The sequence below is a fragment of the Ensifer sp. 38_S197 genome (genome assembly GCF_056924495.1).
Genome location: NZ_JBXOVZ010000002.1, coordinates 3,838,892 through 3,852,607 on the forward strand (window position 1 = coordinate 3,838,892; position 13,716 = coordinate 3,852,607).

A 13,716-nucleotide genomic window follows, 5' to 3' on the forward strand; every position below is an offset into this window, starting at 1 on the left:
TCAATGGCCCGCCGCCAGACACCATTTGCCGACCGGCAGAGGCAGGGCAAGCAGTTGCATTTTCACCAACAACGGCAAATTCCCCTGCGAACTCCGCCTTTTCACCATTGATGCGGCGCTAAAGCTAAGCTATGAACCGCTTCACAGCCTGCTTCGGCGGCCCTGCCGCCAACGGATGCACCCGTAGCTCAGCTGGATAGAGTGTTGGATTCCGATTCCAAAGGTCACAGGTTCGAATCCTGTCGGGTGCGCCACTTTTCTCCTTGAAATAATTGACTTACCAATCATCCTTGGATTGCAATGATCGATCCATCATTTCGATAGTCCTGAGGAACTGAGCGACTTGAGTAAGGACCCTTCCGAAATGCAAAGACTGGCACGCCAGTTTTATCGGGATCATAGGAAGGTGATGGGGCTCATCGCGGAACGCAGCACCGACACGGGGTTCGGCCCCGCCATCGGTCGATTGTTTGGCGACAATCCCGAGCGCGGAAAATTGATCAGGATCGGCAACAGCAGGTTCGTCTGTTTTGGGCTGCAGAAGCACCTCGTGAGCTTTCTGCCCGTACGATGGCACGAGGAATTCGAAAGGACCGGGATTGCCTGGCCCGGTTGCCAAAATTGGTGGGCAGGCTATCCGCTCATCGCTTGGGTCGAAGTCCGGGCAGGCGACGATGGTGTCAAGGGATACCTCAAACTGAATGCCGAAGTTGGCCCGATCTCAAATCATCAAGCCCGCAAAGGCATCATCGAGGCGATCACCGCGGCAGCATATGTGAAAGAGCTGGAACGCGTCCATTTCCCAGCCGAGGCTTCCGACGAAGGGCGCCTCTATTCGCGCTTCCTGCGGAAAAACTCCGTCGCTGTGAACGATATCCGCGACACCGACGAAGTTGAGACGAAATTCGTTCAGCTTGTAGCTGACTTCGAAACGGAGTTCGAACTCGTCGCGACCGTCATACCGCAATTCGCACGTCCCCCACGATAGGCTATAGCGCTGATGCTGGCGCCGGATGGTGTCCTAGCTTCGAGCATTATTCCCGATACAGGGATGATTCGTTTAAAATTGGTATCCGGGCGGCGGCGCCGTTAACCTTTTGTTAACCTATCCTGTTGCAAAAACGTTAACGAAAGTGTTCGGCTGGATTGCGGAATGAGCATCCCGCCGAGCAACCCTAAACCACCCAGCTACCTGGTTTTTAGGGTGACGGTCTCGCCATGATGGCGGGCACCCCAGTGGTTAACCGTTAAAAGTGTTCCCACCATTGCTAACTCTTTGTGCCGGACTGGTCTCGAGGTCCGGGGGTTAGCCTGTGCTCACGGGCCTTTTAACATGACCAGCATTTTGACGAATACGGCCGCTATGGCCGCGTTGCAGACTCTTCGCAGCGTCGGAAGCGAGCTCTCACGGACACAGGACCAAATCAGCTCTGGCTTGCGCGTGCAGACGGCGACGGACAACGCCGCCTATTGGTCGATCTCCACCACCATGCGCTCCGATAACATGGCCATTTCCGCCGTTACCGATGCCCTTGGCCTCGGAGCGGCGAAGATCGATGTCAGCTATGCCGGCCTCGATACGACGGTGCATATTCTCAGCGAGTTTCAGGCGAAGCTAGTTGCTGCGAAAGAACCTGGCGTTGACAAGACGAAGGTCCAGAAGGAACTGGATCAACTCAAGCAGCAACTTCTGTCGACGGCCTCCTCGGCAAGCTTCAACGGTGTCAACTGGCTGAAGACCGATGCGCCGCAAAACCTGTGGGAGCTGTCTTCATTGCCGACGAGCCTCACCTCGTCGTTCATCAGGTCCGCCGACGGCCTGGTGCAAGTCGGCACGACCGAGGTCAATCTCGCGGATGTCAGTCTATTCAATGTCGGCGGCGGCGGCGCGTTACAGAGAGATATTCGCAGCCTGGGCGATATCGGCGGATTCCGCTCAGCTTTGCTCAGCGATGCCGGACTGCCAGGAACTCAGACACGGCAGCTGACAGGTCTGCCCATCACGCTTGCGAGCGGCGACACGATAACCTTGGACATCAATGTCGATGGGGCGATCTCCCGGACGCTCGTCATCGATAAGTCCCTCATCGATTCGGTGCTCGGTGTCTCCACCGGCTCGATCGGCAGCGCGGCCGATTATAGGGCGGTCGTGGCGCAAGCGTTGGTCGCAGCAGGGGTTGATAACAATGTCACCGTCAACGCGGTCGGCTCCAATCTGCAATTCCGCAGCCAGGAGACTTCGGGCAGCACGGAAGCCAGCGTTACGGTCGGGAGCGTAGCGCGTAGCCCGAATGGAGCAACAGGATTTATTTCCTCCACCACGCAGACATGGCAGACGACGGGTTTGCCTGTTACGCTCGCCGCAGGTGAAGCCGTCAGCCTTCATATCGATGTGGATGGCGTGATTTCGCAGACGCTGACGGTCGATGAAGCCTTGATCAATTCGACGCTCGGCGTTTCCACGGGCACGATTACCAGCGCGGCCGACTATGCGGCGGTTCTGACGCAGGCGTTTTCCGCTGCCGGGATCAACAGCAATGTCGCCGTAACCATAATCGGGGCCAGCCTGCAGTTCCAGACCTCTGGAGTGTCGAGCGGGGCCAGCGTCGGGATCAGCGGCATTACCCGCTCGCCGGCCGGCGCAACTGGACTTGCCAGCGCCCCCACAACGACAGCAGGTGTCGCGAGTGCCAACATTGGCGACCATGCCAAAACGCAGTTTGCATTCACATCGCCGTTCAGAATTTATCGCGAGGTCGCATTTCAGTTCGAGTTGAAGGTGAACAACACCGTCGAGCAGATCAGCATCGACCGCAATCTGGTCGATGCCACACTCGGTACCACAGATGGTTTCATCAACACGGCCCCGCAGATGGCACAGGTTCTCAATGCAGCGCTGGCCAACCATGGAGTCAAAGTCAGCGCCAACGCGGGCAATGTCGTTCTGGATACCGATCCGAACATGCACCCCCAGAAAGGAACGCGTTCGATCATCGCCATCGACAAGGTCAAAGACAACATCGGCCCCATTGCCGATTTTGATATAGCCGATGTGGATATCACAGGTCCCGCAAACAGCCTCGACAACTACATGTCCGGGCTCAACGTCATGTTGCAGAAGGTTACGTCCGCCGCAAGCACGCTCGGCTCGGCCAAGACCCGCATCGATATGCAGACCAACTTTACGCAAACCCTTGTGCACACCCTCGACAAGGGCATTGGCCGCCTCGTCGACGCCGATATGAACGAAGCATCAACCCGGCTCAAAGCCCTTCAGGCGCAACAGCAGCTTGCCATTCAAGCCCTGCAGATCGCGAATTCCGACGCCGGCAACATCATGATGCTGTTCAAATGAGAGCGGGCGCAGGATTTCCGGCGACGCCATGCCGCCGGAATGTTGAGAGCCCGTAGAGAATGGCAGATATATAGCAGCATGCTGACGCAGGGGAAAAATGATGCAGCTTTTCGAGCCGCTGGGTCGAATCTGGGCAGTAACCAAGAGCGACAATCCCCTGCGTTTCATATCTCCCCATCAGGAACGTCCCATGATCACGCATACCGCTTCCGGCAAGGCGGCAATGATTGCACTCGCAGCAATCTCGGCCGCCTCCCCCGCCTATTCGCTCGACAAGGTCCGCTTCGGCACCGACTGGCTCGCCGAGGCCGATCATGGCGGCTTCTATCAGGCGGTCGCTGATGGCACATATGCCAGATACGGCCTCGATGTCGAAATCTTGCAGGGCGGGCCGGGAGCGCAGAACCGTGCCTTGCTGTTGGCGGGCAAGCTCGATTTCTATCTCGGAACCCAGCAGGAGCAACTCGTCGGCATCGAACAGGGCATTCCCCTTATCGATGTCGCAGCGTTTTATCAGAAGAACGCGCAGGTCATTTTGGCTCATCCAGACAGCGGCATCGAGACATTCCAGGATCTGGCCAAGCTCGAAACGATCTACATGACGCAGGGCGGGTTCGGAGCGTATTTCGAATGGATGAAGGCCAACTTCGGCGGTTTCCAAGACGGGCAATTCAAGCCCTATAATTTCAGCCCCGCGCCGTTTCTCGCCAACAGACAATCGGCCCAACAGGGACTGATCACCGCCGAGCCCTATGAAGTGCGAAAGCAGACCGGCACGGAACCGAAGATCTTTCTTCTCGCTGACAGCGGCTACAAGCCCTACGCGACGACGATCACCGTGCCGCAAAGCCTCGTCGACGGCAATCCCGATCTCGTGCAGCGATTTGTCGATGCTTCGATCGAGGGCTGGTACAACTATCTCTATGGGGACAACGCGGCGGCCAACGCGCTGATCAAGGCCACCAACCCCGAGATGACGGATGGCCAGATCGAATATGCCATCGAGAAGATCAGGCAGTACGGGATCGTCGATAGCGGCGATGCGCTGGACAAGGGCATCGGTTGCCTCACCGCAGAACGCTACAAGCAGCTTGCCGACGAACTGGTAAAGGTGAAGCTGCTCAAGGCCGACACCGATTACACCCGGGCATTCGATACACGCTTTTCCTGCAAGGGCGTCGGGCTGAACCTGAAAAGATGAACCTTCTGCGACGGCCGAACCTATTGCCAGCCTTAGCCCTTCGAGGCGCGTTCGCTCTCATGCCAGCGCCGAAGAACTAGCCATGAGAGAAATGCCGTCGCGGAAAAAAGCAAGGCCCCGAGTCCTGCAAGCAGCACCAGCGCCGCAAAGACACGGGGCGTGAACAGTCGGCTTTGTGCTTCCAACAGCCGGAAGGCCAAGCCAGCATGCTCACCCGCCTGTCCTACGGAAAATTCCGCGACGACGGCCCCGACCAACGCAAGGCCTGCGCCGATTTTGACGCCCCCGAAAATGCCCGGCAGGGCGGAAGGAATTTGCAGATAGCGAAATGTCTGCCACCGGGACGCGCCATAGGTGCGGAGCAAGTCGGCGTGATGGCGCTCGGCACTTTTCAGCCCCTGCAATGTGCTCAGCATGATCGGGAAGAAGGCGACAATGAACGCGCAGATCAATTGCGCCACAAGCGGGGTCGGCGCGTAGATGGCGATCAGCGGTGCAATCGCGACGATAGGCGTCACCTGGATCGCCACGGCAAGCGGAGCAAAAAACGCTTCCATCCACCGTGCCTGCGCCAGTGACACGGCGATGCCCCATCCGCCGAACAGGGCGAAAAGCAGGGCAAGCAGCGTCGTTTTTGTCGTCGCCCAAAGCGCCGGTCCCAAGATGTGCCAATCGCCGATCATCGTCGCGGCCACCGTCAACGGGCCCGGAAGAATATACGGAGGAACCCCCGATAGCGTCACACCCGCCGCCCATAGAGCAATCATTGCGAGGAAGCCAAAAGCAGGGACTGCGGCACGCAAGGCTATGTTGATGAGCGTTTGTCCGACGCGGGATATTCGGGTGTCTGCGGTGGCCAAGAACGTCCCTCGTGTGCAACGTTTCTATGCGGCATAGCGGGGATTGATTTCGCGTGGCTTGCAGGAAAACCATGGATCGGCGTCACCGGCGAATGTGACACACGAAACTTGCAGCCTCGATGTTCTGGAAGATCGGACCCCGGTTCGGGACATTGTCGCCGCCCGGAGGCAGGGAGACTGCGCGGTCATCCGCTGCCGCGCGCAACTCGAAGTAATTTTCCGGGGCCACATGAATACCGACGAATGCAGAGGCGGGCAGTGGATGGTGGTCTGGTCGCAGGCAGCTCCCGTTCAGCAAGGACGGGTCCACCACTATGTCACGAACTCGCGATGAGAGGTCGTCCTCCTTGCGAGAAGCGCAACGGCTGAAATCCGCTTGCGCTCTCCGAAAGACGTGCAGGCGACGTGCGATCAGATCGCGTCGCGCTCGGTGCGTAGATTGGAGACGACGCGGCGGTTCTGCACCTTGCAGGAGCGCTCCGTGCAGTCGCGAACCTCGCGATCGTTGCCGTAGCCCTTGGCCCACATGCGGTTCGGGTCCACGCCTTTCGAGCTGAGATAGGCCATGACCGCATCGGCGCGTTGCTGCGACAGGGTCGCCATCTTCGACGCGGAACCGGAATCGTCGGAAAAGCCCTGCAGCTTGACGAGCCAGCGCGGATTGCTGTTGAGCCAGATGGCCTGCTTGTCCAACGTTGCCTTGGCGACGGAATCGAGCGTGGCCGAGTCCTGCGTGAAGTAGGTCCGTCGGCCGACATTGAGGATGAAATCCTCTTCGCTGCCAGCGGCGACAGTTTCGAAGCCGGGCGCCGGATCGTCGGTCTGTCCGGTCATCGGCGCCACGGACGGTTCTTCGACCGCGGCAATCTCGGTGGTGCTGCAGGCGGTCAGCGTCAGCAAAATGGCCGCAACAGAAAGCAGCCTCGTATATCCGGGCATAGCGGGCATCAGGGTGATATTCCTCATTCGACCGGAGTTGCGACCGGGGTTGCTTGGCTGACCTCGGGGGCCTTGTCGGCGATATGCGGCAGGACCTGCACGGCGGTGCCGATCGGGCATCGCTGATAAAGATCGATCGCATCCTCGTTGAACATGCGGATGCAACCGCTGGAAGCATCCTTGCCGATGCTGCCTGGCTCCAGCGTACCGTGGAAGCGATAGCCGGTATCGACGCCATCGCGAAGCAGGTACATGGCGCGCGGGCCGAGCGGGTTCTTCGGCGAACCGCCCTCGACGAACTCGGGCAGTTCGGGGTGACGCTCACGCATCTCCGGCGGCGGGGTCCAGCGCGGCCAGAGCGATTTGCGGTCGATCGTGGCGCGGCCATACCATTTGAAGCCCTCGCGCCCGACGCCGACGCCATAGCGGATGGCCGTCTTGTTCTCCATGATCAGGTAGAGAAAATGGTGCCTGGTATCGACGACGACGGTGCCGATCGGCTCGCTGCTGAAATACTTGACAACCTGGCGCTGCCATTTCCTGTCGATCTTGGCGAAATTCGTGCTTCGATAGGTCACGCCATTGTCGACTGCCGGGTCGGAAAAATAGGACGTCGCTGCGGCAAAGGCCGGTCTCTGAACCGCGCCGGCGCCGAGCAGCGCCAAACCACCAAGCATAATATCCCTGCGGGTGCACTCCATCGGCAATATCCCCCGAAAAGCCAAGCAGCGAGGTGCAGTAAATCAGATTTTTCATTTGTCACAACGGAAATTTATCGGATACCGATTCTTTCGGTGACTGTTTCGCAAGGATTGTTTTGCCGATAGCCGCAGACCAGCGGACGTTTTTGCATGTTCCGCAGGTTAGAACATGAGATTCATCACCGGAGCGCTCCTCCCGTGAGCAACAGCGGCACGTGACGCTTGCGAATGCGCCGGGGTCGATTGGCTCTACTCAGTATTCGCAATAACGGCACGCCGGTTATTGTCGAATTTCACGACATTGGGTGATTACCTTTAGGCGAAGATAGCCGTCGCGGCTTTGTGGGACCGAGCCAACGGCCGCCAATCACGGGCTCGATGGCCACGCGAGTTGCCCCTGCCGCCGCTTTGGCAAAGCCCGAGGTTGTATCCGAGCGCCAGAGCCCGACCACCGGTCGGCTATCACCTTAGGGCCAGGCGAAAGTCGCGCGCAACCATTGCCCCGGCGAACCGCCGGTTTGGCAAATTCGCCATTGAGCGGCCATTACGCCGGGTGGCTGAAGCGGGCGATCTGCGCACCCTTCATCAGGTTGCGGAAGTTCGATCCGCTCATGTGCACCAGCGTTTTGTGGTCGCCGCCCTCGAAGTAGACGTCGTTTACGTCGCCCAGACTTTCGTCGAGCAACACCGGCACGTCATAGGCTGAACCGATGGGCGGCACCGCGCCGATATCGCAATCGGCGAAGAGGTTGCAGACCTCCTCCTCCGAAGCGAGACCGAGGCGCCGGTCCATCACGTCCTGCAAGGTGGAGAGTTCAACCCGGTGCGTGCTCGGCACAACGGCGAGCACATAGCCCATCTCGTGGTGGACGACCACGGATTTGGCAAGCCTGCTGCCGGGTACATGTGCCGCTCTCGCCGTCTGGCTGGTGGTGGCTGTCCGGTGATGGGCGACGGTGTCATAGGCGACACCCGCACCATCGATATAGTCCTGAAGTTTTCTGGCGATCGTCATCGTCGACACCCCTTCTCTCTCGTGGTGGCGCGGAAAGGTCATTGTCCACCCATCCACCATGAAGTCAACGACGGTCAGCGTGCGGCAGTCAGCACTCGGCCCTGAACATGGGGAAGGCCTGGTCGCGTGTCGACATCTGCGCGACCGGCAAGGGCCAGGCGATCCCCAGCCTTGGATCCAGGGCATTGAGCCCGCCCTCGGCCTGCGGCGCATAGGGCTTGTCGTGCAGGTAGATCAGCTCGCAGTCGGCGGAAAGCGTCTGGAATCCATGCGCGAACCCCCCGGGGATCATCATCGACCTCCCGTTTTCTGCGCTCAGCACTTCGCCATGCCATTGGAGGTAAGTCGGGGAGTCCGGCCGCATGTCGACGGCAACATCGAAGACCGTGCCGGCGAGACAAGAGACAAACTTCGTCTCGTCGTGCGGCGCCCGCTGGAAATGCATGCCGCGAACCGTGCCTGCCGCCTGCGTCAATGTGTGATTGATCTGCGCGATCGAACCGTCTGCGCCAAAATCGGCGAGTTCCTCGCGGCAGAAGAAGCGTGAAAAGAAGCCGCGATCATCGCCAAAGCGCTGACGTTCGACGACAATGAGACCCGCGAGGGGTGTAGGAACTCGGTTGAAGCGCGACATTTGAAACTTCCACGAGCGAGCGAGACGCCCCCTCTTTTCCCCCCTTAAGAAACCGGCCTTGACCGTATTTGCAATTGCCGACATGAAAGCGTTCACAGGAAAGCGATTACGAATCGACGAGGTTGCCAGACCGCGAATCGCGACCTCCGGCGTATTGGTGGATTGTATCCGAAAAGGGTATCAGCAGTTATGGCAGTAGCAGACGATCGTCTCGCATTCGAGGCTCACAAGAAGGAAATGTCGCTCGCGCTCGGCAAGGACGACGACGCCTTTCGCCAGTCTCTCGACACGCTGGTGACGCTCGACAAATATGACTATTCCTACCTCTGGTCGTTCATGGGCGTGCCGATCATCCAGATGCCGGCCGATGTCATGGCAACCCAGGAAGTCATCTGGAACGCCAAGCCGGACGTCATCATCGAAACGGGCGTCGCCCGCGGCGGTTCGGTGATCTTCATGGCCGCGATGCTGCAACTGATCGGCAAGGGCAAGGTCATCGGCGTCGACATCGACATCCGCGCCCACAATCGCGCCTCGATCGAAAAGCACCCGATGTCCTCGCGCATCACGCTGATCGAAGGCCCGTCGACGACGGCCGAAACGCTGGCGAAGGTGAAGGCCGAAATCCCGGAGGGCGCTTCGGTCATGGTCGTGCTCGACAGCGATCACAGCCGCGACCACGTGCTGGACGAATTGCGCGCCTACGGCCCGCTCGTCACCGAAGGCCAGTACATGGTCGTGGCGGATACGGTTCTCGGCTGGGCCGACGCATCGCAGACCCCCACCAAGCGCTCGAAAATCTGGCGCGCCGGCGACGAGCCCTACGCGGCGCTCACGGCTTACATGGCAGAGACGACCCGCTTTGAGGCCGACGAGGTTTTGAACGGCAAGCTTGTGCTTTCAAGCTCGCCGCGCGGCTATCTGAAATGCGTCGGCGCCTAACGCCGGCAACCAGGGCCAAGGAAACCATCACCACGGCAAGGTAACGAACGAACAGCTCATGGACCGCACCATCGTTGTCTCGCAATCTATGTATTTCCCTTGGGTTGGGCTGCTCGAACAAGTCCGCCTGGCGGATGTCTTCGTGCACTACGACGACGTTCAATTTGCCCGGGGCTTCTTCAATAGGGTGCAGGTGAAGACCAGCGGCGGTCGGAATTGGATCACGGTTCCGTTGCGGGATCATCACCAGGGCGACCTGATCGACGAGGTGGTCATCGATGACCGGGAGGACTGGCGAAGCAAGCACCGAAAGATCCTGCAGCACGCCTACCAGAAGGCCCCATTCCGCGACGACATGCTGAAGATCGTGGACAAGGTCTTTAATCGGAATGCACCGACATTGGCCGAGCTTGCCCGTCATTCGATCCTCGAGCTCGTGCGCTATTTCGATCTCCCGGCCCCGGAATTCTTGAACGCGCGCGCGCTCGGCATCGGCGGCTCGGGTAGCCAGCGGCTTTACGATATCGTCACCCGGCTCGACGGGACCATCTATGTCACGGGCCACGGGGCAAAAAACTATCTCGACCACGAACTCTTCGAGCGCAACGGCGTCAATGTGCGCTACATGAGCTACGAGCTTACCCCCTATCCGCAACTCTATGGCGAGTTCACCCCTTATGTCACCGGGCTGGATCTTGTTGCCAATTGCGGGCCGGAAGGTGCAAGTGTCGTGCGGTCGGGAGCGATTGATTGGAAGGAATTTACGCAATGACCTCCGAGAATCTGGATGCCGTCGCATCGGAATACCTTCCGAATGCGCCGACTGCGATTGAAAACGACCTGATCCTCAACTGGTATCCGCAGCGTGTGGTCAAGCGCTTCGGGTCCTGCCATTCATTGCTGGATCTCGGCATCGGCCACGGCTACACCCCGCATCTCTTCAATGCGGTTTGCGAGCGTCATGTGATCGTCGAAGGATCGCAGCTGGTGATCGACCTCTTCAAGGAGAAGAGCCCCGATTTCGCCGGCGAAATCGTCTTCTCCTATTTCGAGAACTTCGACACCGACGAGCGCTTTGACGTCATCGTGATGGGCTTCATCCTCGAGCATGTGGACGATCCCGGCTACGTGCTGGATCGCTTCAAGCGCTTCCTCAAGCCCGGCGGCCGGCTGTTTGCTGCCGTGCCAAATGCAAAGTCCCTGAACCGTCGGCTCGGCCTGGAACTCGGCAAGATCGATGACATCTACAGCCTGAACGCCAACGATCTCGCCCTTGGACACAAGCGCCAATACTGCCGCGACACGTTCCGCAGCGAGTTGCAAAACCATGGGTTCCGGGTCGTGCATGAGGAAGGCATCTACCTGAAACCGCTGCCGCTACCGGTGCTACAGACACTTCCCGACTTCCAGGCCAATTTGCAGGCCATGCTGCAGGTCGGCATCGAATTCCCGGATCTATGCGTCGGTCTGTTGATGGAAGCCGAGCCGACATGAAGAAGGCGGCCGTCATCGGCGCACGATCGATGCTTGGCAGTCATGTGGTTGCACAGCTTCAGGCGTGCGGCGTTGAAACGCTAAGCGTCGGGCGCTCGTCCGAAGACGATCTCTTCTTTGACCTGGAAGGCGCTCCCGCCGGCACCTCCGGCGCGTCCGCCGATATCGTCTTCCATTGCGCCTCGAGCTTTGGCGACGATAGCGACGCCGGCCTAAGGCAGAACTACGCAACGAACACCACGAGTTCCCTGGGCGTTGCCGAACTCGTCCTTCGGCTGAATGCAAGAGCCTTGGTCTATGCCGGCTCGATCTGGTCCTATGAGGACCTGAACCGAGACAGGTTCACATCCTACGGGCTCACCAAAGCTCTGGCCGAGCGGATGTTGAACTGGCAGTTGCACAAGCAGGGCAAGCTCTTCTGCAGTCTTCGACTGTCACAACTGTACGATACCGAGGGTCGCTGCTGCGCCCATCAACCGTGGTTCGGCCGGATCATCGCCTACGCCTCTCGCGGTGCAACCATCCGGATGCCGGGTTCGCGGGGTTCTCAAAATTTCCTCCATGTACGCGATGCCGCAGATCTGATGATACGTGCGGCGGAAAAAGGGCTGTCGGGTGTCCATGCGGCAGTTAACCCCTCCCCCTTGAGCTACCGTGATATCGCCGATATCGCCTATGCCGTGTTCGGCCGAGGCGGAGCGGTCGAAGTCGCACCGGAAAAGACGCCCTTCCGGCCTGTTGACACCCCCGCTGCGGAGGAGACGCTGGCGACGTTGGGGAAGCTCTCCTTGATCACCATGTACGAAGGCATCAGCGGCATCCGGGATGCCGGTACGGCCGGCGCTTTCGGACCAATGGACGTGAAATGATGGACACAGCCGATAAGCAGCCGCAGCGGACGATCACGGTTGTCGTAACGGCAGTCGGCGCGATCATCGGCCAAGGTATCGCCGCATCGCTGCGAAAGCTGGATAGCCCGATCCGCATCGTCGGCGTCGATCGCGACGCCGATGGCATCGGCCGGCATTGGTGCGACCATTTCGTCGCCAAGCCGGCCTGCGACGAGGCTTCACCGGAGTATCTCGATTTCTGGCTGGATCTGCTGCAGCGCGAAGACGTCGCGGTGGTGCTGCCTGGCCTGGAGCACGATGTTCTGTTTTTCAACGAACACCGCGCTCTGTTCGACACGATAGCGACACGGATAGCGTTGAACACGGCCCATCTGATTGCCCTCGCTCAGGACAAATGGGACATGGGGACGGCGCTGTTGCAGGCCGGACTTCCGGCAATCCCGAGCACGCTCAACCGCAATCTGGCCGACTGCGAACGCGAACTGGGCCCCTTGCCATTGCTCTTGAAGCCCCGCCGCGGAAATGGCTCACGCGGCATCGTGCTGCTTCGTGACAAGGCGGATTTCGACTACTGGACGCACAAGAGCGCCGACGATTTCCTCATTCAAAAACGTGTCGGCACGGACGATCAAGAATACACCGTCGGCGCATTCGGCCTCGGCGACGGCACGATGCTGCCGCCGATCGTCTTCCGGCGGAGATTGTCGGTCGCCGGCAACACGCAATATGCCGAGGTCGTCGATGCTCCCGTTATCACCAAAGCGGTTCAGCAACTTGCCGAACACTTCAAGCCGCTCGGGCCGACGAACTATCAGTTCCGGCTAGAGGGCACGACACCCTACCTGCTCGAAATCAATCCCCGCTTCTCGAGCAGCACGTCACTGCGTGCAGCCTTCGGCTACAACGAGGCGGCGATGGCCCTCGACTATTACGTATACGGAAAAAATCCCGAGGCACCGGAGATCAAAACCGGCCGTGCCTGGCGCTACTCAGAAGATCTGGTCGTCCTATGATCGCCATCATTTCCGACATTCACGGCAATCTTCCTGCCCTGGAGGCAGTGCTCGCGCGCATCGATGAACTCGGCTGCAGCTCGGTCCTTTCGCTTGGTGACGTCGTCGGATACTACGCCCAACCGGGCGAGTGCATCGACGCGCTGAAAGCACGCGGCATTGCGAATATCCTGGGCAATCACGACCATTACATCGTCAGCGGTGAAGGCTGCCCGCGATCGAAGATGGTCAACGACATCATCGAGTACCAGAGAGGCATCATCTCGGCCGATCAACGCGCCTGGCTCGCCGGATCGCGATCCTATGTCATCGACGGATCGACCTACTTCGTCCATGGCAGCTGGCAGGATCCGGTTGACGAATATCTCTACAGGATCTCGGAGGCGCATTTTCCCGACGGGTGCGAACGGCTTTTCGCCGGGCACACCCATGTGCAGGTTCGTCTGGAGATCGGTGGCAAGTCTTTCTGCAATCCGGGCTCGGTCGGGCAACCGCGCGACGGCGACCCGCGCGCCGCTTTCGCGACGCTTTCCGAGGCAGGTATCGAGCTCCATCGTATCGCCTATGATATCGACAGGACGGCCTATCATATGCGGCAGGCCGGCTTCCCGGACCGCTATTACGAGAACCTCTATCTCGGCGCGCAGATCGGCGGCCGGATTGACAAGATCGTTGCCGCAGAGGCAACCAACGACCGATCGGCTTGAGCAC

General features: G+C 59.5%; 14 protein-coding genes and 1 tRNA gene. 10 read left to right on the forward strand and 5 right to left on the reverse strand.

Annotation, left to right across the window (positions count from 1 at the left end):
* Window positions 1-177 precede the first annotated feature (177 nt).
* From AC1Z3V_RS31640 to AC1Z3V_RS31655, 4 genes are all read left to right on the forward strand, one after another.
* Window positions 178-254 (forward strand) — tRNA-Arg (locus AC1Z3V_RS31640).
* A 155-nt stretch (window positions 255-409) separates the two neighbouring features.
* On the forward strand, window positions 410-988 hold the full coding sequence (locus AC1Z3V_RS31645; protein ID WP_483503977.1) for a hypothetical protein: 579 nt from the start codon (window positions 410-412) through the stop codon (window positions 986-988).
* 345 nt (window positions 989-1,333) lie between these two features.
* On the forward strand, window positions 1,334-3,355 hold the full coding sequence (locus tag AC1Z3V_RS31650) for a flagellin N-terminal helical domain-containing protein (protein WP_483503978.1): 2,022 nt from the start codon (window positions 1,334-1,336) through the stop codon (window positions 3,353-3,355).
* 190 nt (window positions 3,356-3,545) lie between these two features.
* Complete coding sequence (locus AC1Z3V_RS31655) at window positions 3,546-4,556, forward strand: ABC transporter substrate-binding protein (protein ID WP_483503979.1); 1,011 nt, start codon at window positions 3,546-3,548, stop codon at window positions 4,554-4,556.
* A 32-nt stretch (window positions 4,557-4,588) separates the two neighbouring features.
* Here AC1Z3V_RS31655 and AC1Z3V_RS31660 read toward each other — a convergent pair whose 3' ends face one another.
* The 5 genes from AC1Z3V_RS31660 to rfbC all read right to left on the reverse strand — a co-directional run bounded on the left by AC1Z3V_RS31660 (window position 4,589) and on the right by rfbC (window position 8,705).
* Window positions 4,589-5,416, reverse strand: a complete 828-nt coding sequence (locus tag AC1Z3V_RS31660; protein ID WP_429816417.1) for an ABC transporter permease — start codon at window positions 5,414-5,416, stop codon at window positions 4,589-4,591.
* A gap of 411 nt (window positions 5,417-5,827) precedes the next feature.
* A complete protein-coding gene (locus tag AC1Z3V_RS31665; protein WP_429816420.1) occupies window positions 5,828-6,382 on the reverse strand; it encodes an OmpA family protein in 555 nt (184 codons plus the stop codon).
* Window positions 6,379-7,056: a L,D-transpeptidase gene (locus tag AC1Z3V_RS31670; RefSeq protein WP_483503980.1), complete on the reverse strand. Its 678-nt coding sequence runs from the start codon at window positions 7,054-7,056 to the stop codon at window positions 6,379-6,381. The genes AC1Z3V_RS31665 and AC1Z3V_RS31670 overlap by 4 nt, the downstream gene beginning before the upstream one ends.
* A gap of 544 nt (window positions 7,057-7,600) precedes the next feature.
* Window positions 7,601-8,071, reverse strand: coding sequence for an aminoacyl-tRNA deacylase (locus tag AC1Z3V_RS31675; protein ID WP_429816656.1), 471 nt, complete (start codon window positions 8,069-8,071; stop codon window positions 7,601-7,603).
* A gap of 88 nt (window positions 8,072-8,159) precedes the next feature.
* Entirely contained in the window at window positions 8,160-8,705 is a 546-nt protein-coding gene (gene rfbC / locus AC1Z3V_RS31680) for a dTDP-4-dehydrorhamnose 3,5-epimerase (RefSeq protein ID WP_483503981.1), read from the reverse strand.
* A 189-nt stretch (window positions 8,706-8,894) separates the two neighbouring features.
* On the opposite strand from rfbC, the gene AC1Z3V_RS31685 reads away from it, so the two are divergent.
* From AC1Z3V_RS31685 to AC1Z3V_RS31710, 6 genes are read left to right on the forward strand one after another with little or no spacing between them, the layout of a single operon-like run.
* Complete coding sequence (locus AC1Z3V_RS31685; protein ID WP_483503982.1) at window positions 8,895-9,647, forward strand: cephalosporin hydroxylase family protein; 753 nt, start codon at window positions 8,895-8,897, stop codon at window positions 9,645-9,647.
* 58 nt (window positions 9,648-9,705) lie between these two features.
* Window positions 9,706-10,419 carry a WbqC family protein gene (locus tag AC1Z3V_RS31690; RefSeq protein ID WP_483503983.1) on the forward strand — a complete coding sequence of 238 codons (714 nt, stop codon included), beginning with the start codon at window positions 9,706-9,708 and terminating at the stop codon, window positions 10,417-10,419.
* Entirely contained in the window at window positions 10,416-11,141 is a 726-nt protein-coding gene (locus tag AC1Z3V_RS31695) for a class I SAM-dependent methyltransferase (RefSeq protein WP_173517526.1), read from the forward strand. Before AC1Z3V_RS31690 ends, AC1Z3V_RS31695 begins: the two co-directional genes overlap by 4 nt.
* On the forward strand, window positions 11,138-12,010 hold the full coding sequence (locus AC1Z3V_RS31700) for an NAD-dependent epimerase/dehydratase family protein (RefSeq protein WP_483503984.1): 873 nt from the start codon (window positions 11,138-11,140) through the stop codon (window positions 12,008-12,010). Before AC1Z3V_RS31695 ends, AC1Z3V_RS31700 begins: the two co-directional genes overlap by 4 nt.
* The gene (locus AC1Z3V_RS31705) at window positions 12,010-13,005 is read left to right on the forward strand and encodes an ATP-grasp domain-containing protein (protein ID WP_483503985.1); all 996 of its coding nucleotides are present in this window, start codon (window positions 12,010-12,012) and stop codon (window positions 13,003-13,005) included. Before AC1Z3V_RS31700 ends, AC1Z3V_RS31705 begins: the two co-directional genes overlap by 1 nt.
* Window positions 13,002-13,712: a metallophosphoesterase family protein gene (locus AC1Z3V_RS31710; RefSeq protein ID WP_483503986.1), complete on the forward strand. Its 711-nt coding sequence runs from the start codon at window positions 13,002-13,004 to the stop codon at window positions 13,710-13,712. The genes AC1Z3V_RS31705 and AC1Z3V_RS31710 overlap by 4 nt, the downstream gene beginning before the upstream one ends.
* Window positions 13,713-13,716 lie beyond the last annotated feature (4 nt).